The organism is Kitasatospora sp. A2-31 (assembly GCF_022288725.1).
Taxonomy (GTDB): Bacteria; Actinomycetota; Actinomycetes; order Streptomycetales; family Streptomycetaceae; genus Kitasatospora.
In genome coordinates this window covers 328,250-354,655 of record NZ_JAKNTA010000004.1, presented here as the reverse complement: position 1 = coordinate 354,655, position 26,406 = coordinate 328,250, and the positions used below count along the sequence as shown (strand labels likewise).

The window sequence follows — 26,406 nt, the reverse complement described above, 5'->3', positions numbered from 1 at the left end:
CGACTGTTCGGACGCTGTCCGAAGAAGGTACCCCGGAATGACATCCGGCCGTGAGGTCAGGGTGCTGGGCCCCGGCTCAACGCGGGCCGTACCGGACCTGGCGGAGCGGCCAGCTCTCGGCGAGCCAGGCGGAGACGGTCCGGCGGAGCACCGCGTCCAGTTCGGCGCGGTCGGCGCGGACCCACGAGCGCACCTTGGTGACGGACGGGTCCTCCCGGTCCGGGTAGATGTAGACGCAGCCGAGGACGACGTCCGCGCCGGGCTCCAGCACCGTGTAGGTGAAGCCGCGGCGCTGCTCGAAGTCGGCGGCGTGTTCGCGCAGGTCGGCGAGGTTCTGCTCGGGCGTCATGCCCTCGGCGGGCGGCCAGCTGCCGGTGAAGCCGGCGCCGGCCCGGATGTACTCGATGCTGGAGGTCCAGGCCGCGAGGTCGGACTCGTTGTGCTGCTCGCCGAGGGGCTCCAGGCGGAACCCCTCGGCGACGAGGGTGCGGGGGACGGCGAAGTCGGCGGGTACCAGCGGATGATCGGTCACGCGGGTCAACCTACGGACGCCGGCGGGCCGCCGCACCCGGTTTTGCCCTGGTCCGCCGCGGCCCAGGCCGCCTCTGCCCTGGCCCGACTCTGCCCTGGCCCGACTCTGCGCTGGCCCGACTCTGCGCTGGCCGCCTCTTGCCCGGCCCCCACCGGGCAGCCGCTACTCGGCCGCCCGGTGGACCGTCCGGCCGCGGACGACGGTGCGCAGGCAGGCCGGCAGCGGACGGCCGGGGGTGAGGTCGGGCAGGCCCGGCGTGCCGGAGCGGGGGTCGGTGGACCAGCCGGCCACCCGGGAGTCGGGGGCCTGGACGACGAGCTCGTCGGCGGCCCAGACCGCGTAGCTGGCGACCGCGCCGGGGACGAGGACGCCGTCCTGGTCCCGGCCGATGGCGCGCCAGCCGCCGCGGGTGTGGGCGGTGAACGCGGCGCGGACCGAGATCCGGTGCTCCGGGGTCCGGTGGAAGGCGGCCGCGCGGACGGTGCCCCACGGGTCGAGCGGGGTGACCGGGGCGTCCGAGCCGAAGGCGAGCGGGACGCCGGCCCGCAGCAGGGCGGCGAAGGGGTTGAGCGCCGCCGCCCGCTCGGTCCCGAGCCGCTGGGCGTACATGCCCTCCGGTCCGCCCCAGGCGGCGTCGAAGGCGGGCTGGACGGAGGCGGTCAGGCCGAGCTCGGCGAAGGCCGCGACGGACTTATCGTCCAGCGCCTCGGCGTGCTCGACCCGGTGGCGCAGCGCCTTGACCCGGCCCGCGCCGACCCGCTCCCCCGCTGCCCGCACGCCGTCCAGGACGGCGGTGATCGCGGCGTCGCCGATCGCGTGGAAGCCGGCCTGCAGGCCGGCCTCGGTGCAGGCGGCGACGTGGTCGGCGACCTGCTCGGCGGTCAGGTAGGCGGTACCGGTGTGGTCGGCGTCGGCGTAGGGGGCGTGCAGGCAGGCGGTGTGCGAGCCGAGCGCGCCGTCGACGAAGAGGTCGCCGCCGGCACCCACCGCGCCGAGCCGGCGGGCGGTCTCGATGCCGCCGGACTCGCCCCAGTAGCCGAAGACTTCGGGCCCCTCGCCGGCGGCGGCGAGCTCCAGCAGGGCCGCCAGGTCCTGCTCGGAGGAGATCTCCGGGCCGGCGCACTCGTGCAGCGCGCCTATGCCGAGCTCGGCCGCGCGGGCCAGGGTGGCGCGCTGGGCGCGCCGGCGCTGCTCGGGGGTGAGGTGGGCGAGCGCGGTCCGCCGGACGGCGTGGTGGGCGTCGCGGGTCAGCGGGCCGTCGGCGCTGTGGCCGGGGCGGTCGGCGAGGCCCTCGGTGAGGGCGCGCAGCGCGCTGGTGGCGAGTGCGGAGTGCACGTCGGTGCGGGAGAGGTAGACGGCGGCGCCACCGGCGGCCGCGTCCAGCTCGGCGAGGGTGGGCGGGCGGCCCTCGGGCCAGCCGGTCTCGTCCCAGCCGTGGCCGATCAGCACGCCACCGGTCTCCGGCTGCGCGGCGACGAAGGCGGTGACGGCGGCCAGGGCGGCGGCCAGCGAGGGGCTGCCGGTGAGGTCGAGGCCGGTGAGCGCCAGCCCGGTGGAGGTGGCGTGCACGTGGGCGTCGACGAAGGCGGGGGTGACCAGGGCTCCGTCCAGTTCGACGATCTCGTCCGCGAGATCGGCGTACGCCTCGGCGGCGCCGTCGCTGCCGACCCAGGCGACGTGCTCGCCCTCCACGAGCATCGCCGTGGCGAAGGGGTCTGCGGGGCTGTAGACGGCGCCGCCGCGCAGCAGGACGGTCCGTGGGCCCCTCCCGCCCGAGGACGGGCGAGGGGGGAGGGTGCGTTCGGTCATGGCCCTAAGTCTGCACCTCGTCGGACGTGCTCAGAGCTTCGGGGGCCGCGCCTCGTACGGGGTGGAGAGGACGACGGTGGTGCGGGTGGAGACGCCGGCCGCGCTGCGGATGCGCGCGAGCAGGTCCTCCAGGTCCCCGGGGGCGCCGACGCGGACCTTGAGGATGTAGTTCTCGTCGCCGGCGACGCTGTGGCAGGCCTCGATCTCCGGCAGCCCGGCGAGGCGCTCCGGGGTGTCGTCGGGGGCGCTCGGGTCGAACGGTTTGACCGAGATGAAGGCGGTGAGCGCCAGATCGACGGCGTCCGGATCGATGATCGCCGTGTAGCCGCGGATGACGCCGCGCTGCTCCAGGCGGCGCACCCGCTGGTGCACCGCCGAGGTGGACAGGCCGGTGGCCTTGCCCAGGTCCGTGTAGCTCATCCGGCCGTCCTGGAGGAGCAGCTGGACGATGCGTTGGTCGAGATCCTCCACAAGGCGCAAACCTACCCGGTCGACGGCGCGTGCGGCGCCAGGGCGGGAGCGTGCGGTGGCACGCGCGGTCGTACGGGGTGCCGGGCGGCACATGCCCGGCGAATGTGGCGAAGGACACACCCGGTGCATCACGGTGCGCCCGGCCGCAGGGTTATGAGTCCGCGTCGCAGGGAAGTGCTGGTTGTGGCCCCGGGCGACCACGCCGGGCCCGATCCGAGGGGGATCACCATGCGTGCCACTGACCAGCGTTCGTTGAGCGCAGACGACACCCACGATATGACCGACCGCGAGGACCTCGCGGTCCCGTCCGACCCCGCGCCGGGGATGGACCCGGGCGAGGGGGACACCTGGGAGATCATCCGGGTGCACTGCCCCGAGTGCCGGCGCCCGATCGCCCTCGTGGGCGACGAGGAGCGGCTGCCGCAGCACGCGGTGCTGCCGACCGCCTGGCACCCCTTCTCCCCCGCACTCTGCCCGGGTTCGGGCGCGCCGACGGACGACCTGACCGAGGTGGAGACCGCGGAGGACGCCGAACCCACCGGCCTCGAAGCCCTGTTGACGCTTCCGGCCGAACTCGACTGGCGCACCCAGCCGTTCTCGCACGCGGTGGCGCACCGCCCGGTGCGGGTGGCGACGGCGCCGGGCATCCCGGTGCAGCGCTCGCGCGCCCGGCTGGCCCGCCGCTGAGGCTGCCGGCAGACCGCGCCGGGGGCGCCCCGGCGCGGCCCCGGTGACGTGACCGAGTGGTGCACCGAGTGGTGCACCGGGTGGTGCACCGGAAGCACGACCCGGGCGAGCGACGGCGACGCGAGCGAGCGAGAAGCGGAGCGGCCGGCCTGGCAGACCGGACCCGTCGGCCCGTCACCGCTCGCCGGTGGCGGGCCACTTGCGCGCACCGGCCCTCCGACCGCTCGCGCCACGAGGCCCGCGGCGCACCGGGCGGCCACCCGGCCCCCGGTTCCGTGCGGGACCGGCGCCACAATTCCCCGGAACCGGAATACCGGTGGAACGCGTACGGAATGGCGCGCCGTGCCGCCCGCGGGAATCCCGCGCAGAATATGGGACCGCCCTGTGCGAATCCCGTTGACCCCCGATAGTCACCCCCGTGAACGAACCGGGGGCCTTTTCCACGCGATGGTGAAAACCGGCCCCTCGATCGACCCGAGCCGGACTCTACGCGGCACATGACAAGATCGTCAACGGTCGCGGCCGCAGCCCGCCCCCCACCGCGCCAGGTCGCGCCGGTGGCGCCGCCGGGCCCAGCCTGCCCGACTCTTCCCAGGTCAGACGGCCCGGGCTATATTCGCCCGATGCCGCCCGGGCGAGCCGCCCCGACTCGCAGCCCCGCACCGGCACCCGGCCCCACCACCTCTGGCCCACGACCGGGTTGACCCGCCGTCACCGGGCCGCCCGCCACCGTCCCGCCGACGACCGGCCGAACGGTGGCGACTGTCACGCGAGTCACATTGCCCAGGTCAGCGGGTTGTACATGCACCTGTCATGCTTTACTCTCGCTGCACCGCCCGGGGCATCGTCCTACGCCCTGCGGCTCGCCGCCTCCGCCGCAATCGACCCGGCGCGGAGCGAACGGCGGCACCACCGGCCCGTCGGCCGGTGCCGGGACATCCGTCCCCGCGATCGCGGCACTTCTTCGCCGCCCTGCTTTTCGCTTTCGCCTTCCTTCCCTTTTCGCCATGACCGAGTTTGGAGCCCCGCCATGACCTCCCGTCAGGAAATCACCGATTCCGTGGTGCTGCGCCTGCGCCAGATCCTGCCCAGTCTCGGCGAGGGCGGCGTGGTGGAGGACAAGGACCTGCGCGACTACCCGGAGTTCGACTCGCTGGGCATTCTCGAGGTCCTGGTCTGGCTGGAGGGCGAGTTCAGCGTCACCATCCCGGACGAGGAGCTGAGCGTCGACAACTTCAACTCCATCGGGAAGATCGTCGACTACGTCGTCGCCCACCAGTAGCCCTCGATCGCCGGCGGGTCGCCGCCGGCCCGCCCGTCATTGGAGTCGGACGATGGAGATCTTCACCCTCGCGGACCTGCTCGCGGTCCGCGCGGTGACCCACGGCGCCAGCCCCGCCGTGCGCCACCGCGGGGAGGCACTGGACTACCGCGGCCTGTCGGTGCTCGCGAAGGGCGCAGCCGCAGCCCTTGCCGAGCGCGGTGTGGAGCCGGGCGACCGGGTCGCGATCCTGCTGCCCAACTCGGTGGCGTGCCTGGCCTGGTTCTTCGGGGCCCAGCGGCTCGGCGCGGTGGCCGTCGTCGTGAACGACTCGCTGAAGGCCCAGCAGATCGAGCACATCGTCCGGCACAGCGGCGCGAAGGCGGTGGTGACCGGCGGGCGGCTGCGGGGGCTGCTCGGCGATCTGGCCGGGGAGGTCCCGGTGCTCGACGCCGCCGTGCCCGACGCGCCCGTCGGTGCCACCGGCCGGGGCCGGGGCGGCCCCCTCCTGCCCGGGGGCGGCGCGACGGCCGGCCCCACCGGGCGCGACCTCGCCGCGCTCATCTACACCTCCGGCTCGACCGGCCGCCCCAAGGGCGTCATGGTCACCCAGGCCAACCTGGTCGCGGGCGCCCGGATCGTCGCCGACTACCTGCGGCTCACCCCGGCCGACCGCACCCTGTCGCTGTTGCCGTGGAGCTTCGACGCGGGGCTGAACCAGGTCCTCGCCACCTTCTGGGCGGGCGGCACCCTGGTGATCGGCGACGCCGTGTTCGCACCCCGGATCTGCCGCGAGCTCGCCGACGAACGGATCACCGGCCTGGCCGGCGTCCCCCCGCTCTGGGAGCTGCTGGTCAACCGACCCTCGCCGTTCCTCGACCTGGACCTGCCCGACCTCCGGTACGTCACCAACACCGGCGGGGCGCTGCGCACCGGCACGCTGGCGCGGATCCGTGCCGCCCACCCCGGTACCGACGTCTACCTCATGTACGGGCTCACCGAGGCGTTCCGCTCCACCTACCTGCCGCCGGAGCTGGTCGACACCCGCCCCGACTCGATCGGCCGGGCGGTCCCCGACACCGAGATCCTCGTGCTCGACGAGCACGGGCGCCGGTGCGGGCCCGGCGAGACAGGTGAACTGGTGCACCGCGGGCCGACGGTGGCCGCCGGGTACTGGCGTGACCCGGAGGCGACCGCGCGGGTGTTCCGGCCGTACCCGTTCGCGCCCGAGGGCGCCGTGACGGAGTACGTGGTCCACTCCGGGGACTACGTACGCCGTGACGAGCAGGGGTTCCTCAGCTACCTGGGCCGGCGCGACGAGCAGTTCAAGTCGCGCGGGTTCCGGGTCAATCCGAGCGAGATCGAGGCCGGACTGCTCGCCTCGGGGCTGCTCTCGGCGGCCGTGGTCTTCGCCGACGCGTCCGGGGAGCCGGACCCGGGCATCGTCGCCGCGGTGGTGCCGGTCGACCCGGCCACCTTCCGGCCGGACGACCTGGCCGCGCACGTCCGTGCCCGGTTGCCGGGCTACCAGCAGCCGGACCGGTTCCACGTGATGGAGACGCTGCCGCGCACCGGCTCCGGCAAGGCCGACCGCGCCCTGGTCAAGGCCAGGTACGCGGGCGGGCCGGACGCCGCCGCGTCGGCCGGGGCCGCACCGAGGGGAGGCGGCCGTGACCGCGACTGACACCGTGGCCGCCGGGAGCACCGTGACCGCCCCGAACACCGTGGCCGCCGCGACCACCGTGACCGCCGCGGACGAGGAAGCGCTGCTCGCCGAGCCGCTGGAGCGGTTCGGCGCGCTGCACGCCGCCGCCCTGCGGCGATCCGGTGGCGTCATCGACCTCTCCTACCCCAACCCGCTGGTCCATCGCGACCCGCGCGCCTTCGAGCTGCTGCGGGGGCTGCTCGAGGGGACCGATCAGGACGCGCTGCAGTACACGCCGTTCGGCGGAGGCACGGTGGCCCGGCGCAAGGCGGCCGCCGCGCTCGCCACCCGGACCGGTGTGGCGCTCGGGTACCGCGACCTGCTGCTCACCCCGGGCGCGACCGCCGCCCTGAACACCGCGCTGGCCGCGTTGTTCGTCCCCGGTGACGAGGTGCTGGTGGTGACCCCTTGCTGGATGGACTACTTCCTGTACCTGCGCCGTCTGGGGCTGCGGGCCACGGCGGTGCCGTCCGGGCCGGACAAGCGGCTGGACCTCGACGCGCTCGCCGCCGCCCTCGGGCCGCGGACCGCCGGAGTGATCATCAGCCAGCCGGTCTGCCCCACCGGCGTCCTGCACGACGCCGGTGAACTCGCTTCCCTCGCCCGGGTGCTGGAGACGGCCGGGGCCCGGCACAGCCGGCGACCGGTGCTGATCAGCGACGAGGTGCACCGCGACCAGAACTGGGGCGGCACGGCGTTCACCAGCCCGATGCGGCTGTACCCGGACACCGTCAGCCTCTACTCCTACGGCAAGGCCTGGTCGCTCCAGGGGCAGCGCACCGGCTACCTCGCCCTCGGGCCCGGGCTGGCGCACGCCGCGCAGGTCCGGGTGCGCGCCGAACGGGCACTGCGCTCCCTCGGACACTGTGCACCGACCGCGCTGATGCAGCGGCTGGTCGAGCGGATCGCCGGCCTCACCCCTGACTGCGCCGCCCTGCGCAAGGACCAGCAGGCGCTACGCGCCCTGCTGACCGGCCTCGGCTACCGGGTCGTCCCCGGCGAGGCGACGGCGTTCCTCTACGCCGGCTGCCCGGGCGGGCTCGGCGACTGGGAGTTCACCGAACTCCTCGCCCGCCGAGGTGTGATCGCGATGCCGTCGTCGCTGTTCCACGAAGAAGGGTATTTCCGGCTGGCCCTGAACGTCGGCCCGGAGCGCTTCGGGGAAGTCGCCCGGAGCCTGCGCGCGGCCTTCGAAACGGCCACCGCGAACGGTTCGTCGACGCTCCGCCGAACCGCGCCGAACCGCGCCCCGAAGAACTGAACCGAGCAAGGCAGGGAAAGCATGGAAACCATCACCACCGCCCGCGACGTGGAATCCCAGGAATCCCAGGAATCCGCGGGATACGCGGGATACGCGGGATCCGCGGGATCCGCGGGATCCGCGGGATCCGCGGGATCCGCGGGATCCACCGGAGGATCCGTGGCGGAATCCGCCGTGGACGCCGCCGCCGTTGCGGAGATCCTGGAGCGCTTCGTCCGGGCGGAGGGCCGGATTGAGGACGGCGACCCCGACTTCACCCGGGAGGTCGACCTCTTCGCCTCCGGCTACCTCGACTCGCTGGGCACCGTGCACCTGATCAACCACATCGAGGAGCGGTTCCGGCTGGAGCTCGACGACGACGCGTTGGCGGACCCGTCCTTCGGCAGCATCGACGGGATCAGCGCGATCGTCGCCGCCGGGCTGCGACGCGCCGGCCACCCGGGGAACTGAGCGGTGGACCTCAGCCTCTTCTACTTCGCCGACGACGCCGACGGCGCCGGCACCGGCGGCGGGACCGGACCCGACCCGGCGGGCCGCTACCGGCTCCTGATGGAGGGCGCCCGGTTCGCCGACGCGCACGGCTTCACGGCGGTCTGGACGCCGGAACGGCACTTCCACCGGTTCGGCGGCAACTACCCCAACCCGGCGGTCACCGGCGCCGCCGTCGCGGCATGCACCGAGCGGATCGCGATCCGGGCGGGCAGCGTCGTCGCCCCGCTCCACCACGTGCTGCGGATCGCCGAGGACTGGGCGGTGGTGGACGGCCTCTCCGGCGGCCGGGCCGGTCTGTCGCTGGCCTCGGGCTGGAACGAGGACGACTTCGTGCTCCGGCCCGAAGGCTTCGCCGACCGCGCCCGGACCGTGGTCGAGTCGATCGACACGCTGCGCCGGCTCTGGCGCGGCGAGCGCCTGCCGGACCCGGACGGCCGGGGTGAGGGCCCGCGGATCTACCCGCTGCCGGTCCGCGGCGAGCTGCCGATGTGGTTGACCAGCTCGGGCAACCCGGAGACCTTCCGGGCGGCCGGCCGGGCCGGGGTCGGCGTGCTGACGCACCTGGCCGGCCAGGACCTCGCCGGCCTGGCCGAGCGGACCGCGGAGTACCGGCAGGCGTACGCGGCGGCCGGGCACGCCGGGGACGGGCACGTCGTCCTGATGGTGCACACCCGGCTCGGCACCGACACCGAGGCCGTCACCGCCGAGGTGCGCGGGCCGCTGCAGGAGTACCTGGTCAGCGCGCTGACCCTGTTCGGACCCGCGGAAGCGGCCTCCTGGAGCCCGGCCCGCGCCCGGACCGCCGTCCGCCCGGCGGTGGAGCGCTACCTGCGGCAGGGCAGCGGGCTGTTCGGCACCGTCGAGCGGGCCGAGGAACTGGTCGAGGGGTACCGCCGGGCCGGCGTCGACGAGATCGCCTGCCTGATCGACTTCGGCCTGCCCGCCGATGCGGTGCTGGACGGCCTGGAGCACCTCGCCGAACTGCGCCGGCGGATCGCCGTACCGGCGCCGGCCGGCGAATATTCCGGGAATTCTCCCGGCACCGGGCAGAACAGGGCTGGTCAGCGCCCCTGATCTCTTGTACGGTACATGATCAGAGTCATTTCGCCGCGCCTTCACGCGTAATCGCGAATTCCGTGCGCGGCGGCGGGCGCCGAGTTCCGTCCGCACCTACCAGCACGTCGGGGGAAATCCGTGGGCAACAATTCCGGGCGTTATCCGCTGTGGGAACTCCTGGAGCGTCCCAGCACGTTCGGACGCCGGGAGCACTCCGCAGTGCGCGCCGAGGGCACCCGGGTGCTCTTCGCCGACGGCCGGTGGCGCCAGTGCGCCACCAGCGGCCTGTGGAACGTCAACCTCGGCTACGGCAACCGCGCCGTCGCCGGGGCCGTCCACACGGCGCTGCTGGAGACCTCCTACTTCTCGCTCTTCCGCTCCGGGCACGAGCCCGCCGTCGCCGCCTCCCGGGCCCTGCTGGACGTCTGCGGCCCCGAGCACTTCGGCCGGGTGGTGCACTCCACCTCCGGCAGCGCGGCCAACGACCTGACCATGAAGCTGGCCCGTCAGTACTGGGCGCTGCACCGCCAGTTCCGGCGCCGAGTCATCGTCGGCCTCAAGGGCAGCTACCACGGTCTGACGTACGGCAGCCACGGCCTCACCGGCATGTCGCTGGGCCAGAGCTACTACGGCGTCGACCAGCGGCTGATCCGGCACGTCAGCCACGAGGACCCGACCGAGCTGGAGGAACTGCTGCGGGCCGAGGGCGAGCAGATCGCCGCCGTGGTGGTCGAGCCGGTGCTCGGCACCGGGGCGCTGCCGCTGCCCGAACCGATGCTCGCCGCGCTGGCGCGCCTCCGCGCCGAGTACGGCTTCCTGCTGGTGGCCGACGAGGTCGCCACCGGCTTCGGCCGCACCGGCTCCTACTTCGCCTCGCAGAACTGGCCGGAGCCGCCGGACATCATGCTGGCCTCCAAGGGCATGACCAACGGCACCTGCGCCGCCGCCGCGGTGGTCGTCTCGCACGCCGTCTGCGACGTCTTCGACCGGCACGACGCCGCCCTGACCCACGCCGAGACGCAGGCCGGGGCGCCCCCCACCTGCGCCGCGATCCTCGCCACCATCGAGGAGATGGAGCGCCTGCAGGCGCTGGAGCAGGCCGCCGCCGTCACCGCCGCGCTGGACGGCCTGCTCGCCGAGCTGGCCGCCCACCCGCTGGTCGCGGGCGACAACGGCCTCGGCTGCTTCCGGGCGCTACGGCTCGGCGTCAACGGCGACGACCTGCCGGAGCAGGCCGTACGGCAGGTCGTCGAGGAGGTCCGGGAGGCCGGGGCCCTGGTGTCCGCCGGGCCCAGCCGCCTCCAGCTCGCCCCCGCCCTGGTGTACCAGGCCGCCGACGTGGAGCTGCTCGCCGCGGCGCTGCGCAGCGGCCTCGACCGCGCCGCCGAGTGGCTGCTCGCCGGGGAGGCGACCGGCGCATGACCGACGCACCGACCGACACGCTGCCCCCGGCCCCGGCCCCGGCCGCGGACCCGAGCCGGCCGACCGCCGCCGCGGTGGGCTGGAGCTTCCCGGTAGCGCGCGCACAGCCCTGCGACCCGCCGGCCGAGTACCGGACCGAGGAGGGCGAGCCGATCCGGCGGGTACCGCTCAGCTACGGCGGCGAGGCCTGGCTGGTGACCGGCTACAAGCAGGCGCGGGCCGTCCTCGCCGACCACCACGGCTTCAGCTCCGACTCCACCCTGCCCGGCTACCCGGCCTTCCCGCTCTCCTCCAAGCGGACCGTCCCCGGCCACTTCCTCTCCATGGACCCGCCGCAGCACACCCGGCTGCGCCAGCTGGTCGCCGCCGAGTTCAGCGGCTCCCGGGTCCGCGCCCTGCGGCCAGCGCTGGCCGCCTCGGCCGAGGAGCTGATCGACCGGATGACCGCGGCGGGCGGCCCGCAGGACCTCGTCTCCGCCCTGGCCGTCCCGCTGCCCGCGCTCAGCGCCTCGCAGATGCTCGGCACGCCGCTCGCCGACCGGGACTTCTTCCTCGCCTGCACCCGCGACCTCCAGACCCACGACGCCACGGTCGCCCAGCGGGTCCTGGCGGCCGGGAAGATGAACCAGTACCTGGAACAGCTGTTCACCGCCAAGCGCACCGGCACCGACCAGGACCTCTTCAGCCGGCTCGCCCGCAGCCTGGACGACGACGTCCTGACCATGGCCGAGCTGGTGGGCGTGGCCAACCTGATCGTCGTCGCCGGGCTGGAGACCACCGCCGGGCTGTTCTCGCTCACCGTGCTGTCGTTGCTCGCCGACCGGCGGCAGGGCGACCTGGTCCGCGAGGACCCGGAGCGCTGGGCCGGCCCGGCGGTCGCCGAGGCGCTGCGCTACTGGACGCTGGTCCAGCACGGCGTCGCCCGGGTCGCCACCCGGGAGGTCGAGCTCGGCGGCCGGCTGATCCGGGCCGGCGACGGCGTGGTGGTGCACCTGGCCACCGCCAACCGGGACCGGTCCGTCTTCGAGGAGCCCGACCGCTTCGACCTCACCCGGGGCGTCCGCAGCCAGCTGGCCTTCGGGCACGGCATCCACCGCTGCCTCGGCAGCTTCCTCGCCCAGACCCAGACCGAGCTCGCCGTCGCCGCGCTGATGCGGCGCCTGCCCGGGCTCCGGCTCGCCGAACCGCAGGCCGAACCCGCCTTCCTGGCCGAGATGCTGATCTACGGCCTGCGGAACCTGAACGTCACCTGGTGACCCGTCACCGGGAACCACTACCAACGGAGGGGGGTCGGATGCCCGGCATGCCGACGACAGATCCCGCCGTCCAGCCGGACGCGGACGGCATCACCCTGCTGCACGGCTACGTGCCCGTCATCGACCTCGGGCTGGAGGAGCCGGCCGACCCGCAGCGGCGGGCCGCCGTCGCCCAGGCCGTGCGCCGGGCCTGCGAGACCAGCGGATTCCTGGTCGTGGTCGGCCACGGCGTGCCCGAGGCCACCGTCACCGACCTGTACGACGCCGCCGGCGCGTTCTTCCGCGGGCCCGCGGAGGTCCGCGAGCAGGCCGCCAACGACTTCGAGGACCCGCTCCAGCACGGCTGGAGCGCCAACGACCGGATGCAGCTGTTCGGCGGCAGCCTGCTCGGCGAGCGGACCGAGGGGCGCTTCCCCGGCCTGGACAGCCCCAACCGGTGGCCGGACCAGCCCGGCTTCCGGGACGCCTTCCTGGCGTACTACGAGGCCGCCGCCGGGCTGTCCCGGGAGATCATGCGGCTGTTCGCGCTCGGGCTGGAGCTGCCGGAGACCTGGTTCGACGACAAGTTCGACCGGCACATGACGCCGATGATGGTCAACTACTACCCGCCGCGCACCGGAGTCGCCCACGACAAGCTGCGCAACAGCCCGCACACCGACTTCGGCAGCCTCACCGTCCTCTACCAGGACGACGCGCCCGGTGGCCTCCAGGTCCGCGACCAGCACGGGCAGTGGCTGGACGTGCCGCCGCTGGCCGGCTCCTTCGTCGTCAACCTCGGGCGCCTGATGACCCGCTGGACGAACGACCGCTGGGCCAGCACCGTGCACCGGGTGGTCAACCCGCCCGCGGAACAGGAGCACCTCGACCGGATCTCGATCGCCTTCTTCTACCAGGCGAACCCGGACGCCGAGATCGCGTGCATCCCCACCTGCACCGGGCCGGACGACCCGCCGCACCACCCCCCGGTGCGCTCCGGGGACTACTTCCTGTCGAAGTCCCGGCGGGCGTACGTGCTGCGCAGCATGGGCCGGTTGGACGCGGCGCCGTGACGTACGGGATCGCCGCCTTCGGCTACGCCCTCGGCGAGCCCTGCGAGGTCGAGGAACACGCCCCGCGCTACACCGGCGACCTCAAGCGGATCCGGGACTGGGGCTACCGCCGCTTCCACCGCGCGCCGGACGGCGTCGGTCTGACCGACCTCGCCGAGCGGGCGGGCCGGGACGCGCTGGAGCGTGCCGGGGTGGCCGCCGACGAAGTCGACCTGGTCGTGCTGGCGATGGCGGACGTGCCCGAGTACCTCTACTGGGACCCTGCGGCCGCCACACAGGCCAAGCTGGGCGCCCTGCGCGCCGAGGCCCTGCTGGTCAACCAGGCGTGCAGCAGCGGGGTGATGGGGTTCGACGCCGCCGCCGGCAAGTTCGCCACCCACCCGGACTACCGGACGGCCCTGCTGATCACCGTCAACCGGGTCTGCGAGCAGTACTGGAACCGGATGGAGTCCAGCACCGCGATCACCTCGGACGGCGCCGTCGCGGCCGTGCTCCGGCGCGGGCACGAGCAGTGCCGCTGGCTGGCCACCGAGGTGATCACCGACGGCCGGTGGGTCGACGTCGCGTTCCTGCCCGGCGGCGGCGCGGCACGGCCGGTCACCCCCGAGCACCCCGACCCCGGCGTACTCGGCAACCCGGTGGCCCTGATGGACGCGTTCCTCGGCGGCGACCTGCGCGCCAAGCTCCGCTTCATGCGCCTGACCAGGGACAACAACCTGGCCGTGCTGGCAGCCGCCTGCCGGCGGGCCGGCGTCCCGGTCGAGGACGTCCGGCACGTCCTGCACATGAACGGCACCGCGGACGGCCTCGCCGAGGCCGCGCGCGACTACGGCGTCCCGCTGGAGCGCACCAACGCCGCCATCGCCCTGGAGCACGGCCACTTCGGCTGCGCCGACCAACTGCTCAGCCTCGGCCGGCTGCTGGAGGCGGGCGCGCTCCCCGCGGGCGAGCCGGTGGCCCTCACCAGCACCGGCAACGGCATGCACTGGGCCTGCACCCTGCTGCGCGTCTGAGCGGATACCGCCGGGCGTCGCCGAGCCGTCGTAGCACCGGCGCCGGCCGCGCCGCCGATCCCGCACCGCGTGTCCGAACTAGTAAGGAGAACAACCCCCGTGCGCATTCTCGGACTCGGAGGGTCCCACCACGATTTCGCCGCCTGCCTGGTGGAGGACGGCCGGATCGTGGCCGCGGTCGAGGAGGAACGCCTCACCCGGGTGAAGATCGCCTTCGGCCTCGGGCCGCGCCTGCAGCGCTGCCTGGCGGCGGACTACGTCCTCGCCGAGGCCGGCCTCGGGCCGGAGGACGTCGACCTGATCGTGGCCAACGACTTCCTCAACCCGGTGTACTCGCTGCGTTACCGCGACCGGATCGAGTGGATCGGCCACCACCTCTCGCACGCCGCCAGCACCTTCTACACCTCTCCGTTCCAGCGGGCGGCGGTCATGGTGATGGACGGCCGGGGCTCCGAGGTCGAACGCGACGGCGAGCGGCACGGCGAGACGATCAGCTTCTACACCGGCGACGCCCGGGGGCTCACCCTGCTGCGCGGCATCACCGGCCGGATCGCCACCGCCGAACAGCGGCTCGACGACACCTACGAGAACTCCATCGGCTGGATGTACGAGGCGGTCTCCAAGGAGATCGGCTTCCACACCGTCGGCGGCATGGGCGCCCCCGGCAAGACCATGGGCCTGGCCCCGTACGGCACTGCGCGCTACGTCGAGGCGCTGGCCGGGCTGTACGACCTGACCGACGGCGACTTCCGCCAGTCGCTCGCCCAGCAGGAGGCCGTGCGCGCCCTGATCGCCGGCGAACTCGCCCGCGCCGTCGGCGCGGAGGCCGCCGAGCAGGTCCGCGCCGACTTCGCGTACGCCGTCCAGGCCAACACCGAGCGGATCGTCGTCGAGCTGGCCCGCTGGCTGCACCGGGAGACCGGCGCCACCGACCTCTGCCTGGCCGGCGGGGTCGCCCTCAACAGCGTCGCCAACCACCTGATCCTCCGGGAGACGCCCTTCGAGCGGGTGCACATCGTGCCCGCCGCCGGCGACAACGGCACCGCCATCGGCGCCGCACTGCACGGCCACCACGCGCTGGGCGGCAACCCCTGGGCCCCCGCCGCCGGGCTGTTCTCGCCCTACCTCGGCCGGCTGTACGCCGCCGAGGAGATCGAGGCGGCCGTGGCCGCCCGGGCCGATCGGCTGACCGTGGAGCGCCCCGAGGACCTCTGCGCGACGGTGGCCCGGGAGCTCGCCGACGGCGCCGTGGTCGGCTGGTTCCAGGGGCGCTCCGAGATCGGGCCGCGCGCCCTGGGCAACCGCAGCATCCTCGCCGACCCGCGCGACCCCGCGATGAAGGACCGGATCAACGCCAAGGTCAAGCACCGCGAGGCGTTCCGCCCGTTCGCCCCCGTGGTCCTGGAGGAACGGCAGACCGAGTACTTCGCCTCCGCCGTCCCGGCCCACTACATGCTGCTGGTGCCGCAGGTCCGCCCGGAGAAGCGCGCGGTGATCCCCGCCGTCACCCACGTGGACGGCTCCGCCCGGCTGCAGACCGCCACCCCGGAGCTCAACCCGCGGCTGTGCGAACTGCTCGGCGCCTTCGACCGGCTCACCGGCGTGCCGGTGCTGCTCAACACCTCCTTCAACGACAACGAGGAGCCGATCGTGGAGACGCCCGAGGACGCCCTGCGCTGCTTCCTCTCCACCGACCTGGACGTGCTGGTCCTGCACGACCTGGTGATCCGCAAGGCGGCCGCGTGAACGCCCGGCCGTTCCCCGGGCGCCCGACGGTGGTCCTGCTCTGCGGCGGCCTCGGACTGCGCCAGCGCAGCGACGGCGACGACCTGCCGAAGCCGCTGCGCCCGCTGCCCGACGGCCGGGCGCTGATCCTGCACGTCCTGGACTACTACCGGTCGTTCGGGCTGGACGACTTCGTGCTCTGCACCGGCTACGGCGCGCGGGCCATGGAGCAGCTGCTGCTCGGCGAGCTGCCCGCCGCGGACATCGCGACCGGCCCCGGCTGGCTGCGGCTGGGTTCCGACGGGATCCGGGTCACCCTGGTGGACAGCGGCCCCTACGCGGAGAAGTGCGTCCGGCTGCTGGACGCCGCCGGGCACCTGCGCCCCGGGCCGTTCCTGCTCGGCTACGGGGACGTGCTCTCCGACTTCGACCTGGGCCGGCTCGCCGAGCGCCGGGAGGAGTCCGGCGCCACCGTCACGATGACCGCCACCCGGGTCCGGTCCCGGTACGGCGAGCTGGTCGTCGGGCCGGGCATGGAGGTCACCGCCTTCGTCGAGAAGCCGCTCCAGCCGGCGCTGATCTCGGCCGGGTACTTCGCCTGCTCGCCCCGCCTGCTGGCCGCGCTCTCGCCCGAACTGGGGCTGGAGGAGGACGTGTTGCCGGCCCTCGCCGCGCGCGGCGAGGTGGACGCGGTGGTGCACGACGGGCGGTGGCTGCCGTTCGACACCTACAAGGACTTCGTCGACGCCGAGGCGCTGGCGGCACAGGAGGGCTTCCCATGGCCGACCCCCGTCCGGGTCTGAACCCCGGCTCCGAGCAGGGCGGTTGGATCGGCCGCAAGGTCCTGGTGACCGGTCACAGCGGCTTCGTCGGCTCCTGGCTGACCACTGCGCTGCTCCGGCTCGGCGCCGAGGTGACCGGATTCGCGGCGGACACCGACGAGCAGACCCGGGACCGCAGCGCCGGCCTGGCCGGCCTGGGCGCGCGGATCGTCACCGGCGACGTCCGGGACTTCGCCGCCGTCCACCGGACCATGGCCGCGCAGCCCTTCGACGCGGTGTTCCACCTGGCCGCCCAGCCGCTGGTCAGCGTCGGTCTGGCCGACCCGCACGGCACGCTCGGCACCAACATCGCCGGCTCGCTCAACGTGCTGGAGGCCGTCCGGCTCTGCCGCCCCGGGGTGCTGGTGCACGTCACCTCCGACAAGTGCTACCGCAACCGGGAGTGGGCCTGGCCGTACCGGGAGATCGACGAGCTGGGCGGCGGCTGCCCGTACAGCGTCTCCAAGGCCGCCGCCGAGCTGGTCTTCGAGGCGTACGCGACGCTGCTGCGCGACCAGGACGCCCCCACCCGGGGCGCCTCGGTGCGGTTCGGGAACATCATCGGCGGCGGCGATCGCGCGGCCAACCGCCTGGTGCCCGACCTGCTCTCGGCCCTGGACGCCGGCCGGCCGGTCCGGCTGCGGCGCCCGAACGCGGTGCGGCCCTGGCAGCACGTGCTGGACGTCGTACACGGCCTGCTGCTGCTGGCGGACCGGCTGGCCGACGGATCGGTCGCCGGCGGGGAGGTCTTCAACTTCGCCCCTCCCGGGGACGGCGCGACCGTGCTCGACCTCGCGCACGCCCTCACCGCGGCCTGGAGCGCGGCCGGCGGGGCCGCGGTCGAGGTGTCCCCGGACGGCGCCGCGGCGCGGTTCACCGAGGACGAGCTGCTGCGGCTGGACGGCCGCAGGGCCGCCACCGCCCTCGGCTGGCAGCACCACCACGACCTCGACGGCTCGGCCGCCGCGGTCGTGGCCTGGCACCGGGCGGTGACCGCGGGCACCCCGCCCGTCGAACAGACCGCGCGGCAGGTCGGGGACTTCCTGCGGGAGCACTACCCCGCGGGCCTGCGGCAGCACCACCAGAACCAGAACGAACGGACGGGCGGGCAGCAGTGACCGACGCACGACGCGTATTCGTCTTCTCGCGGGAGTACCCGCCGACCACCGTGGGGGGCACCAGCACCGTCGCCCGCAACCTCGCGGCAGGCCTGGTGGCCGAGGGCTGGGAGGCCGTCGTGGTCACCTCCCGCCCGGGCGCGGCCGAGGACCTGCGCGAGCGGGTCGACGGGGTGACGGTGCACCGGGTCGGCACCGAGGTGGTCTACAACGCGGGCAGCGGGCTCGCCGACGACAGCCTCCTGATCCACCGGCGCTTCCACCGGGCCGCCGAGGCGCTGGCCGCCGAGCTGGGCGCTCCGGCGCTGGTCGCCCTGCCCGACCTCTTCTGCTACCCCGAGGCCGCGATGTTCGCCCGCCGGCACGGCGTGCCGCTGGTCAACGTCCTGCTCCAGGACTTCCGCGCGATCACCCCGTACGACCGCGACAAGCACCGCGTCACCAGCGGGGTGACCGCCGACCGGTCACACCTGCTGGAGCTGGAGCGCAAGTCGGTGCTGGGCAGCGACCACACCGTGTTCATCAGCCAGGCGCTGTCCGACGCGATCACCGGCTACTACCCGGAGAGCACCGCCCCGCACAGCGTGGTCCACCTCGGCGTCGACCCGGCGGAGATCGACTCCGTGGCCGGCGACCCGCAGTGGCCGCTGCGCCGGGGCGCGCTGGCGCTCGGTCCCGCCCCGCTGCTGGTCGGCTGCGGCCGGTTGGTCCCGGTCAAGGGCTTCGCCCAACTGCTCCGGGCGCTGGAGCTGCTGGGGGCGGTCGAACGGCCGGGCACGGCCGGGGCGGTGCTGCCGCACCTGGCCCTGGTGGGCGTCGGCCCCGAGGAGGAGGAGCTGCGCGGGCTGGCCGCCGCGGCCGGGCTGTCCGAGCGGGTGACCTTCCTCGGCGACGTGCCCCGGCAGGAGGCCCTCGGCTGGATGTCGGTGGCCGACGTCAACGTGGTGCCGAGCCTGTGGGAGTCCTTCTGCTACGTCTGCGCCGAGATGATGGCCTTCGGCCACCCGGTGGTGGCCAGCGCGGTCGACTCGCTGCGGGAGCTGATCCCCGGCCCCGAGTACGGCTACCCCGTCCCGGTGAGCGGCCCCTCGGGTGACCGCACCCTCGACCCGTCCGACCTCGCGGCGGCGCTGCGCCGGGCGCTCGAACGGCCGGAGGAGGCACGGCTGCGGGGCGCGGCCGCGCAGCGGCGGATCACCGAATGCTTCACCAACGAGCGCTTCGCCCGCGGCATGGCGGCGATCGGCGAACGCCTGACGGCCGGCCGGCCGGCGACCGGGCAGCGGGCCGATGGCTGAGACCGGCTCCGCGGCGGGCCGCGAGGGCGTCGCCGCGCTCTGTGCGGGCGTGGCCGCTCCCGAGCGGCGGTACGCCCGGCTGGCGCAGGTCCGGCAGCTGACGCTGGCCCGGCCGGGCGGCAGCCTCGGGCAGCTCGACACCCTCGTGCAGCGGGTCGCCGCGATCCGCCGGACCGCCGCGCCGGGCCCGCTGACGGCCGCCGTCAGCGTGCTCGCCGGGGACCACGGCGTCGCCGTGCACGGCACCTCGCGGTTCCGGCACGGCCTGACCGGCGGCGTCCTGCGGCTCATCGACGCCGGCCGGGCCCCGGTCAGCATCCTGGCCGCCCGCCTGCCCGCCCGGGTGGAGACCGCGGACCTCGGCCTGGTCGAGCCGGTCGGCGACCAGCGCTACAAGATCGGCCCGGGCACCCGGGACATCTCCGTCGAGGACGCCATGACGCCCGACCAGGCCGTCGCGGCGGTGCTGGCCGGCGCCCGGTACGCCGCCGAGCGGCTGGCCGACGTGGAGCTGGTGGCCGTCGGCGAGATCGGCGTCGGCAACACCACCGCCGCCGCCGCGCTCGCCGCCCGGCTGCTGGGCCGGCCGGCCGCCGACGTCACCGGCCTCGGCTCGGGCGTGCCCGACGACACCGTCCGGCACAAGGCCGCCCTGGTGGAGCGTGCGCTCGCCCGGTCCGCGGGGCGGCCCGACGACCCGATGGCCGCCCTCACGGCTCTGGGCGGCTACGAGATCGCGGGCAACGTCGGCGTGATCCTCGCTGCGGCCGCCCGCCGCCAGGTCGTCCTGCTCGACGGCGCGATCACCGCCGTCGCCGCCCTGCTGGCCGTCCGTCTCTGCCCGGCCGCGGCCGGCTACCTGATCGCGGCCCACGAGTCCACCGAGCCCTCGCACCGGCACGTCCTGGCCGCCCTCGGGCAGCCTCCGCTGCTGCGTCTGGAGATGCGCCTCGGCATGGCGTCGGGCGCGGCCCTGGCCGTCGGTCTGCTCAACGGGGCCCTCGCCGTCGCCGACGCGACGCCCACCGCCGCCTCGGCCGGCCTCACGGAGCACCGATGACCGCGGCCGCCACCCCGGTCGGCCCCGATACCGTGCGCGGTGCCGCGGACGCACCGGCCGGGGTGGTGTTCGACCTGGACGGGACACTGGTGGACTCCTGGGCGCTGCACCTGCGCTGCCTGCGGCGCAGCCTGCACGCCGTCGGCCTGCCCGAGCCGAGCGCCGCGCGCCTCGCCGCCGCGCAGCGGCCGACCGACGCGCAGACCCTGGCCGTCCTGGTACCGCCCGACCTGCTCGACGAAGCCGCGCGCGGCTACGACCGGGAGCTGCGACGGCTGCTGGCCGAGGAGCCGGCGGAGCGGCTGGCGATGCCCGGAGCGCGGGAGACGGTGGCCGCGCTGCGGACCGCCGGCCTGGCGCTGGGCATCTGCACCGGGCGCTCGCGCGCGCACGCCCAGGCCCTGCTCGACGCGTCGGGTCTCCCGATCGGGCTGACCGTCGCCCGGGAGGACGCCGCGCACCCCAAACCCGCAGCGGAGGGCCTGCTGCTGGCGCTGCGCCGGCTCGGCCTCGCGCCCGGCCGGGCGCACTACGTCGGCGACAGCCCCGCGGACGCCCGGCAGGGCGCGGCGGCCGGGGTCCCCACCCTGCTCCTGCGGCCGGGCGACGGCCCGCCCGCCGACGGCACCCTCCGCTCCCTCCACGATCTCCCCGCAGTCCTCCGAAAGGCCCGCCCATGAGCAGCATCGTCGAAGCAGTGCGCGGCAACGCGGCCCCGCCGGACGCCACCGCACTGGTCGCCGGGGGCCGGGCCTGGACGTACCGCGAGCTGCTCGCCGCCGCCGAGCGGGTCGCCGGCGCGCTGCGCGGCCGGCAGGTGCCCGACGAGCCCGTGACCGCGCGGCTGTCGGCGCCCGCCGCGTACGCCGTCCTCGTCCTCGGCTGCGACCTGGCCGGCGTCCCGCTGGTCCATCAGGACCCGGCGGCCCCCGCCCCCGCCGGCTCCGTCGTCCCGACCGTTCTCGACACCGACCCGGACGGGCCGGCCGGCCCGACGACCGTGCTCTGCGCGGAGCCGCCGTTGCGGCTCACCGGATCGGGCCGCTCGGAGCTGCCCGCCGGAGTCCCGGCCGGGGCCCACGTCTTCCTCACCTCCGGCTCGACGGGCACGCCCACCGGCGTGGTCCGCACCGCCGCCGCCGTGCTGGCGGACGCGCGCCGGGTCGGCACCTTCCTCGGCTACCGGCCCGACGCACCGGTGACGGTCGCCGCTCCCCTCTTCCACGCGTACGGCTTCAACTACGGCCTGATCGCCCCGCTGGCGCTCGGCGCCCCCGCGCGGATCCGCCCGGCGCGCTCGGTGCCCTCCCAGCTGGCGAACGCCGTCCGGGCGGACGGCGCCCGCGCCCTGGTCGCCCTTCCGTTCCACTACGCGCTGCTCACCAAGGCCGCCGACCCGGGCGGCACGCTGGCGTCCGCCCTGGCGCCGCTCGCCACGGCCGTGTCGGCCGGGGCGCCGCTCGGCCCGGGCGTGGCCGCCGCGATCGCCGAGCGGTTCGCCTTCCGCCTGCACAACTGCTACGGCTCCTCCGAGGCCGGCGCCGTCACGCTGGCCCCGGCGACCGCGGAGGCGGAGGACGGCGCGGTGGGCGCACCGCTGCCGGGCGTCGAGGCCCGGGTGGTGCCGCTCGACGACGGCGACCCGCACAGCGGCGAACTCCGGCTGCGGACCTCCTCGCTGGCGGCCGGCCGGATCGGGCCGGACGGCCTGGTGCCGCTCGACCTCGACGCCGACGGCTGGTACCGCACCGGCGACCTCGCCCGGACCGCCACCGAGCACGGCATCCGGCTGGCCGGCCGGATCGGGACCCTGATCAACGTGGCCGGGAAGAAGGTCGCCCCGGTCGAGGTCGAGCGCGTGCTGGCCCGTCACCCGGCGGTGGCGGACGTGCGGGTGACGGCCGCCCCGGACGCCGCGCACGGGCAGGTGCCGGTGGCCGCCGTGGTGCTCCGCGCGGACGCCCCCGACCTGGTCCCGTGGTGCCGCGAGCGGCTGGCCCCCCATCAGGTGCCGCGCCGCATCGACGTGGTCGCGGAGATCCCCCGCTCAGCCACCGGCAAGGCGCTGGCCCCCGGGGCCGGCCGATGAGGCGCGCAGCGGCCCCCGCGCACCCGCTGCCGCCGGAGCTGGCCCGCCTCGACCTGGTCGGCCGGCTGATCCTGACCTGCGACGGCACCGTGACGCCGCTGGTGGAACAGGTGGTGGGCGAGCGCATCGTCACCGCCCGGCTCGCCCACGCGCCCGCACCGCCCGCGGAGGACGTCACCGGGCTGCTGGCACCCGCCGCCGGACCGCTGCTGTCGCGCACCACCCACCTCGTCGGGGCCGATTCGGGCCGGGTGTACGTCCGGGCGGCCACCGTGCTGGCGGCGGGCGCGCTGCCGGCGCCGCTCCGGGCCGACCTGCTGGGCGGCGAGGAGCCGATCGGCCGGCTGCTGCGCCGGCACCGGGTGGAGTCCTTCCGCGAGATCCTCTCCTACAGCGTCCCGGCCGGGTCGGGTGCCGCCCGGCGCTACCGGGTGTTCGCCGGCGGGGTCCCGGTGATGCTGATCGACGAGCACTTCGCGCCCGAGTCCCTGCGGGCGGGCGCCTGATCCGGTGCGCGGAGCTGCGGGCGACCGCCCGCACGGCTGCCGAGGGCCCGGGACCAGCACGGTCCCGGGCCCTCGGCGGTGGCCGGTGCGCCCGACCGAGCCGCCTCGACCTCCACGAGCGCTACGGCTGCTGCGGCTGCCAGTTGACGATCCGGCTGGAGCTCGACGCCCGCTCGCCCCGGTGGGTGACCAGCACGATGTCCTCCGGCGCGGGAGCACCGTCGATCGGCCAGTAGATCCGTCGCGGCGAGCGGTGCTCCGGCCAGACCCGCGGGTCGAGGATCCGCCAGCCGGCCAGCGTACGGAGGAAGAAGGGGTCGGCCGCCGTCCAGCCGTCGGCCGTCCTGACCTCGATCCACATGTGCTGGAGCGGGAAGGGCGCGGCCATGATCAGACCGCTGGCGCCGCGGACCTCCGCCCCGGCGTCGCGGGTCTCGGCCAGCAGGACGTGGCTGGCCAGCCGGCAGTCGGCCAGCCCGGTCTCGCGGGCGAAACCGACGTCGGTGGACAGCTCGTGCGGCAGCAGGTGGAAGGTCAGCCGGTGGACGGGCTCGAACAGGGCCCGCGCGGTGTCGTCGAACCAGTACTCCTCCTCCGGCAGCCGGACCCGGCGGGTGAAGGAGAGCGGGCTGTCCCACGTCACCTCGCCGGAGCCCGGGGTCGCGTCCAGCATGGCGCTGGGGGCGAATTCGCACTCGCCGGGGTGGCCGGGCTCCGGGCAGCGGCCGGTGGTGCGGAAGGCGTACGCGCTGCTGCTGTCCTTGCCGAGCTCGCCGTCGAAGGCCCGGGCGAGGGTCTTCATCAGCATCCAGTTGGGGCAGTTGAGCTCCAGCTCGACGGTCACGTTCTCCAGGTCGAACGAGTTGAGCCGCAGCTCCTCGCCGCCGCCCTGGTGCGGCAGGCCGGCGTCGAGCAGGTCGGCCAGCAGTTCGGCGTCGATGGCGTAGGCCTTCGCCAGCATCGCCCGCGGGACGTCGAAGTCCCGGTGACGGCCGGGGATCAGCAGGGTCCGGGCGACCACCTCCTCGATCGTCCGGCTGCGGTCCGGCAGCTGCGCCACCTGGTCGTGCATCGGGTTCTCCACTCTCTCGTCGGTCGGGGCGCGGTCGGCGCCGCCGGGCGTGGTCAGCGCGCGGTGCCGGGCAGGCCGTGAACGCCCGGCCGGGCCGCCACGGCCTCCGGGTGCTCCGTCATCAGCAAGGTGCGCAGCGCGGCCAGCGTCGGGTGGTCCAGGACCTGCAGCGGGTCCAGCTCGATGCCGAACGCCTCGCCCACCTGGGCGGTCAGCAGGACCAGGGCGATGGAGTCGAAGCCGAGCTCCATCAGGTCGGCCTCGACGTCGACCCCGGCGGGGTCGATCAGCAGGAAGCCGGCGGCCACCTGCCGCAGGACCTCCTCGACGGCGGTGGCGGGGCCGTCCGCGGCAGGGTCCGGCACCGCACCGACCGGCGCCGCCGCGTCCCGGGACCCGCCCTCGTCGCCGGCTTCCCCCGGGGCGCCGAACGGTTCCGCCGGGTCGACCCAGAAACGCCGCGGCTCGAACGGGTACGGCGGCAGCGCCGCCCGGCGCGGGGCGGGCGCCGGCCAGAGCCGGGTCCAGTCGACCGGCACGCCGTCGACCCAGAGCGCGGCCAGCCGGTCCAGCCGTCGCTTGGCCACCAGGGCGTCCAGGTAGGTACGCCCGTCCTCGTCGTCGAGCAGGCCGCCGGGCCCGGCGTCGGTGCGCACGGCACCCGTCCGCAGCCCGGGCGCGGACCGCCCGGCGACGAAGGCCTCCAGCGCGGCGCGGAGGCCGGCCCGGTCGCGCGCGGTGACGGCGAGCCGCGCGGCCAGCTCCCGGCGGCCGACCTGCGAGCCGTACGCGAGCCCGGCCAGCCCGGCCGGCCCGGCCGGCTCCTCGGACAGGGACCGGGCGAGGGCGGCGGCGAGCACGCGCAGCCGCTCCCCGGTGCGGGCGGAGAGCAGCACCAGCTGCTCCTCCTCCGGGACGGGCTCCTCCTCGACCCCGGTCGCGGCCGGCCGGTACTCCTCCAGGATCAGGTGCGCGTTGGCTCCACCGGCCCCGAAGGCGCTCACCCCGGCGCGCCGCGGCGCCCCCGGCGCCGCCACCCACGCCTCGGTCTCCCGGGGGAACCGCACCACCGGGGTGTCGATCCGGGGGTTGAGGTCCTCCAGCCCGATGCAGGGCGCGAGCTGTCCGTACTTCAGCTGGAGCAGGACCTTGGTGAGTCCGGCCACGCCGGCGGCGCCCTCCAGGTGTCCGATGTTCGCCTTCAGCGATCCGACCGGGCAGGGCCGGTCGGCAGGGCGCCCGGGGGCCAGTGCGCGGGCCAGGCCGGCGATCTCCAGGGGGTCGCCGAGGGCGGTGCCGGTGCCGTGGGCCTCCACGTAGGAGAGGGTCGCGGGATCGACCCCGGCCCGCTCGGCCGCCGCGGTGACCAGGTCGCACTGGCGCGCCGGGTTGGGCACGGTGTAGCCCGAGGTGCGCCCGGCGGTGTTCAGCGCACTGCCCTTGATGACGCCCCAGACGTGGTCGCCGTCGGCGACGGCCGCCGCGAGTGGCTTGAGCAGGACCGCCCCGACTCCCTCCCCCGGGACGAACCCGTCCGCGGCCGCGTCGAACACCTTGCACGCCTCGTCGGAGGAGAGCATCGACGACGTGGAGAGCCCGACCAGGTGGGCCGGGTGCAGGATCAGGTTGACGCCGCCGGCGATCGCGGTGCGGCACTCGCCCCGGCGCAGGCTCTCACAGGCCAGGTGGACGGCGGTGAGCGAGGAGGAGCAGGCCGAGTCGACGGCGAAGCTCGGCCCGTGCAGGTCGAAGAAGTAGGAGACCCGGTTGGCGATCGACCACGGGGCGGAGTTGGGGCCGGTGAGCTCGCCGAGCGGCCAGCGGGTGGCGCCGATCTTGCCGTAGGTGTGGTTCATGCTGCCCACGAAGACACCGGTCTCCGGCTCGTGAGTGGTGGGGCCCAGCATCCCCGCCTGCTCCAGCAGGTGCCAGCAGGTCTGGAGGAAGAGCCGCTCCTGCGGGTCGAGGTGGGCCGCGTCCAGCGGCAGGACGTGGAAGAGCTCGGCGTCGAACTCCGCGACGCCGTCCAGGAAGCCGCCCCAGCGACCGTGGGTGCGGTCGGGCCGGCCCCTGCGCGGGTCGAAGTACGCGCGCCAGTCCCAGCGGTCGGCCGGGACCTCGCCGGTGCTGCGCACCCCGTCGCGGAGGTTTCGCCAGAGCGCCTCGACGTCCGGCGCGCCGGGGTAGCGGCCGGTCACCGCGATGACGGCGATGTCCCCCGACGACGCCCCGGCGGACCGTGCGGCGTGCTCGGTGCGGTCCGGCCGGTCGCTCCGGTCCGGCCGGGCCCGCGGCGAGGCGCTCGCGGCGCCGGACGCCGGGAGCAGTCGGGCCAGCTCGGCCGGCCTGGTCGCCAGGAGGTGGTCGGCCAGCTCCTCGACGGTCGGGTACTCGAAGGTCAGGGTGGGCTCGATGTCGCCGAGGTCCTGGTCGAACCGGACGGTGACGTTCATTCTGGCCAGCGAGGAGAGGCCGAGCTCGCGCAGGGCGTCCGGGGCCGCCAGCTCCTCGACCGGGACCCCGGCGACCTCCGCCACGACGGCGCGGACGTAGCCGCGCACGGCTGCGATCGGGGGCACCCGTCCGGCACCCGCCGGGTCGCCGTCCGGGGAATCGGCTGCCATGGTGATCCTTTCGTCTGGGTCCGGGGAGCTTGCTGTCCCGGGCGTCCTCCGCCGGCCTCGGGCAGCGGGCCCGGCGGAG

Annotated in this window: 23 protein-coding genes; 18 read left to right on the top strand and 5 right to left on the bottom strand. The window is 75.2% G+C overall.

Translation table 11 applies throughout. From position 1 onward, the window contains the following. Positions 1 to 76: 76 nt before the first annotated feature. From MCM47_RS13775 to MCM47_RS13765, 3 genes are all read right to left on the bottom strand, one after another. A complete protein-coding gene (locus MCM47_RS13775; protein ID WP_238861851.1) occupies positions 77 to 532 on the bottom strand; it encodes an N-acetyltransferase in 456 nt (151 codons plus the stop codon). Between the two features lie 162 nt (positions 533 to 694). After that, the gene (locus MCM47_RS13770; protein ID WP_238861850.1) at positions 695 to 2,341 is read right to left on the bottom strand and encodes an amidohydrolase; all 1,647 of its coding nucleotides are present in this window, start codon (positions 2,339 to 2,341) and stop codon (positions 695 to 697) included. A gap of 30 nt (positions 2,342 to 2,371) precedes the next feature. After that, entirely contained in the window at positions 2,372 to 2,812 is a 441-nt protein-coding gene (locus tag MCM47_RS13765; protein WP_238861849.1) for an Lrp/AsnC family transcriptional regulator, read from the bottom strand. A 228-nt stretch (positions 2,813 to 3,040) separates the two neighbouring features. Here MCM47_RS13765 and MCM47_RS13760 point away from each other — a divergent pair, with 228 nt between their 5' ends. From MCM47_RS13760 to MCM47_RS13675, 18 genes are all read left to right on the top strand, one after another. Beyond that, positions 3,041 to 3,499, top strand: coding sequence for a hypothetical protein (locus tag MCM47_RS13760; protein ID WP_238861848.1), 459 nt, complete (start codon positions 3,041 to 3,043; stop codon positions 3,497 to 3,499). 1,030 nt (positions 3,500 to 4,529) lie between these two features. Next, positions 4,530 to 4,781 (top strand): acyl carrier protein, encoded by a 252-nt coding sequence (locus tag MCM47_RS13755; protein WP_238861847.1) that lies wholly within the window; start codon positions 4,530 to 4,532, stop codon positions 4,779 to 4,781. 52 nt (positions 4,782 to 4,833) lie between these two features. Beyond that, entirely contained in the window at positions 4,834 to 6,444 is a 1,611-nt protein-coding gene (locus MCM47_RS13750; RefSeq protein WP_238861846.1) for an AMP-binding protein, read from the top strand. Next, on the top strand, positions 6,431 to 7,726 hold the full coding sequence (locus MCM47_RS13745) for an aminotransferase class I/II-fold pyridoxal phosphate-dependent enzyme (RefSeq protein ID WP_238861845.1): 1,296 nt from the start codon (positions 6,431 to 6,433) through the stop codon (positions 7,724 to 7,726). The genes MCM47_RS13750 and MCM47_RS13745 overlap by 14 nt, the downstream gene beginning before the upstream one ends. A 159-nt stretch (positions 7,727 to 7,885) precedes the next feature. After that, positions 7,886 to 8,176, top strand: a complete 291-nt coding sequence (locus tag MCM47_RS13740) for a phosphopantetheine-binding protein (RefSeq protein ID WP_238861844.1) — start codon at positions 7,886 to 7,888, stop codon at positions 8,174 to 8,176. A 3-nt stretch (positions 8,177 to 8,179) separates the two neighbouring features. After that, positions 8,180 to 9,292: a MupA/Atu3671 family FMN-dependent luciferase-like monooxygenase gene (locus MCM47_RS13735; RefSeq protein ID WP_238861843.1), complete on the top strand. Its 1,113-nt coding sequence runs from the start codon at positions 8,180 to 8,182 to the stop codon at positions 9,290 to 9,292. A 120-nt stretch (positions 9,293 to 9,412) separates the two neighbouring features. After that, positions 9,413 to 10,696 (top strand): daptide-type RiPP biosynthesis aminotransferase, encoded by a 1,284-nt coding sequence (gene mpaD, locus MCM47_RS13730; RefSeq protein WP_238861842.1) that lies wholly within the window; start codon positions 9,413 to 9,415, stop codon positions 10,694 to 10,696. Next, positions 10,693 to 11,952, top strand: a complete 1,260-nt coding sequence (locus MCM47_RS13725; protein WP_238861841.1) for a cytochrome P450 — start codon at positions 10,693 to 10,695, stop codon at positions 11,950 to 11,952. The genes mpaD and MCM47_RS13725 overlap by 4 nt, the downstream gene beginning before the upstream one ends. A gap of 47 nt (positions 11,953 to 11,999) precedes the next feature. Continuing rightward, positions 12,000 to 13,001: an isopenicillin N synthase family oxygenase gene (locus tag MCM47_RS13720; RefSeq protein ID WP_238861840.1), complete on the top strand. Its 1,002-nt coding sequence runs from the start codon at positions 12,000 to 12,002 to the stop codon at positions 12,999 to 13,001. Further along, a complete protein-coding gene (locus MCM47_RS13715) occupies positions 12,998 to 14,014 on the top strand; it encodes a 3-oxoacyl-[acyl-carrier-protein] synthase III C-terminal domain-containing protein (RefSeq protein ID WP_238861839.1) in 1,017 nt (338 codons plus the stop codon). The genes MCM47_RS13720 and MCM47_RS13715 overlap by 4 nt, the downstream gene beginning before the upstream one ends. Positions 14,015 to 14,113: 99 nt before the next feature. Beyond that, entirely contained in the window at positions 14,114 to 15,760 is a 1,647-nt protein-coding gene (locus tag MCM47_RS13710) for a carbamoyltransferase C-terminal domain-containing protein (protein ID WP_238861838.1), read from the top strand. Then, a complete protein-coding gene (locus MCM47_RS13705) occupies positions 15,757 to 16,542 on the top strand; it encodes a sugar phosphate nucleotidyltransferase (RefSeq protein ID WP_238861837.1) in 786 nt (261 codons plus the stop codon). The genes MCM47_RS13710 and MCM47_RS13705 overlap by 4 nt, the downstream gene beginning before the upstream one ends. Then, entirely contained in the window at positions 16,518 to 17,678 is a 1,161-nt protein-coding gene (rfbG, locus tag MCM47_RS13700) for a CDP-glucose 4,6-dehydratase (RefSeq protein ID WP_238861836.1), read from the top strand. The genes MCM47_RS13705 and rfbG overlap by 25 nt, the downstream gene beginning before the upstream one ends. Continuing rightward, positions 17,675 to 18,976, top strand: coding sequence for a glycosyltransferase family 4 protein (locus MCM47_RS43235; protein WP_238861835.1), 1,302 nt, complete (start codon positions 17,675 to 17,677; stop codon positions 18,974 to 18,976). The genes rfbG and MCM47_RS43235 overlap by 4 nt, the downstream gene beginning before the upstream one ends. Continuing rightward, positions 18,969 to 20,036 carry a nicotinate-nucleotide--dimethylbenzimidazole phosphoribosyltransferase gene (locus MCM47_RS13690; RefSeq protein WP_238861834.1) on the top strand — a complete coding sequence of 356 codons (1,068 nt, stop codon included), beginning with the start codon at positions 18,969 to 18,971 and terminating at the stop codon, positions 20,034 to 20,036. Before MCM47_RS43235 ends, MCM47_RS13690 begins: the two co-directional genes overlap by 8 nt. Next, entirely contained in the window at positions 20,033 to 20,716 is a 684-nt protein-coding gene (locus tag MCM47_RS13685) for an HAD family hydrolase (protein WP_238861833.1), read from the top strand. The genes MCM47_RS13690 and MCM47_RS13685 overlap by 4 nt, the downstream gene beginning before the upstream one ends. After that, complete coding sequence (locus MCM47_RS13680) at positions 20,713 to 22,125, top strand: class I adenylate-forming enzyme family protein (protein ID WP_238861832.1); 1,413 nt, start codon at positions 20,713 to 20,715, stop codon at positions 22,123 to 22,125. The genes MCM47_RS13685 and MCM47_RS13680 overlap by 4 nt, the downstream gene beginning before the upstream one ends. Beyond that, positions 22,122 to 22,631, top strand: a complete 510-nt coding sequence (locus MCM47_RS13675; protein WP_238861831.1) for a chorismate pyruvate-lyase family protein — start codon at positions 22,122 to 22,124, stop codon at positions 22,629 to 22,631. Before MCM47_RS13680 ends, MCM47_RS13675 begins: the two co-directional genes overlap by 4 nt. Before the next feature lie 121 nt (positions 22,632 to 22,752). On the opposite strand, the gene MCM47_RS13670 is transcribed toward MCM47_RS13675, so the two are convergent. Continuing rightward, a complete protein-coding gene (locus MCM47_RS13670) occupies positions 22,753 to 23,703 on the bottom strand; it encodes a hypothetical protein (RefSeq protein WP_238861830.1) in 951 nt (316 codons plus the stop codon). Positions 23,704 to 23,756: 53 nt separating this feature from the next. Then, a complete protein-coding gene (locus MCM47_RS13665) occupies positions 23,757 to 26,327 on the bottom strand; it encodes a beta-ketoacyl synthase N-terminal-like domain-containing protein (protein WP_238861829.1) in 2,571 nt (856 codons plus the stop codon). Positions 26,328 to 26,406 lie beyond the last annotated feature (79 nt).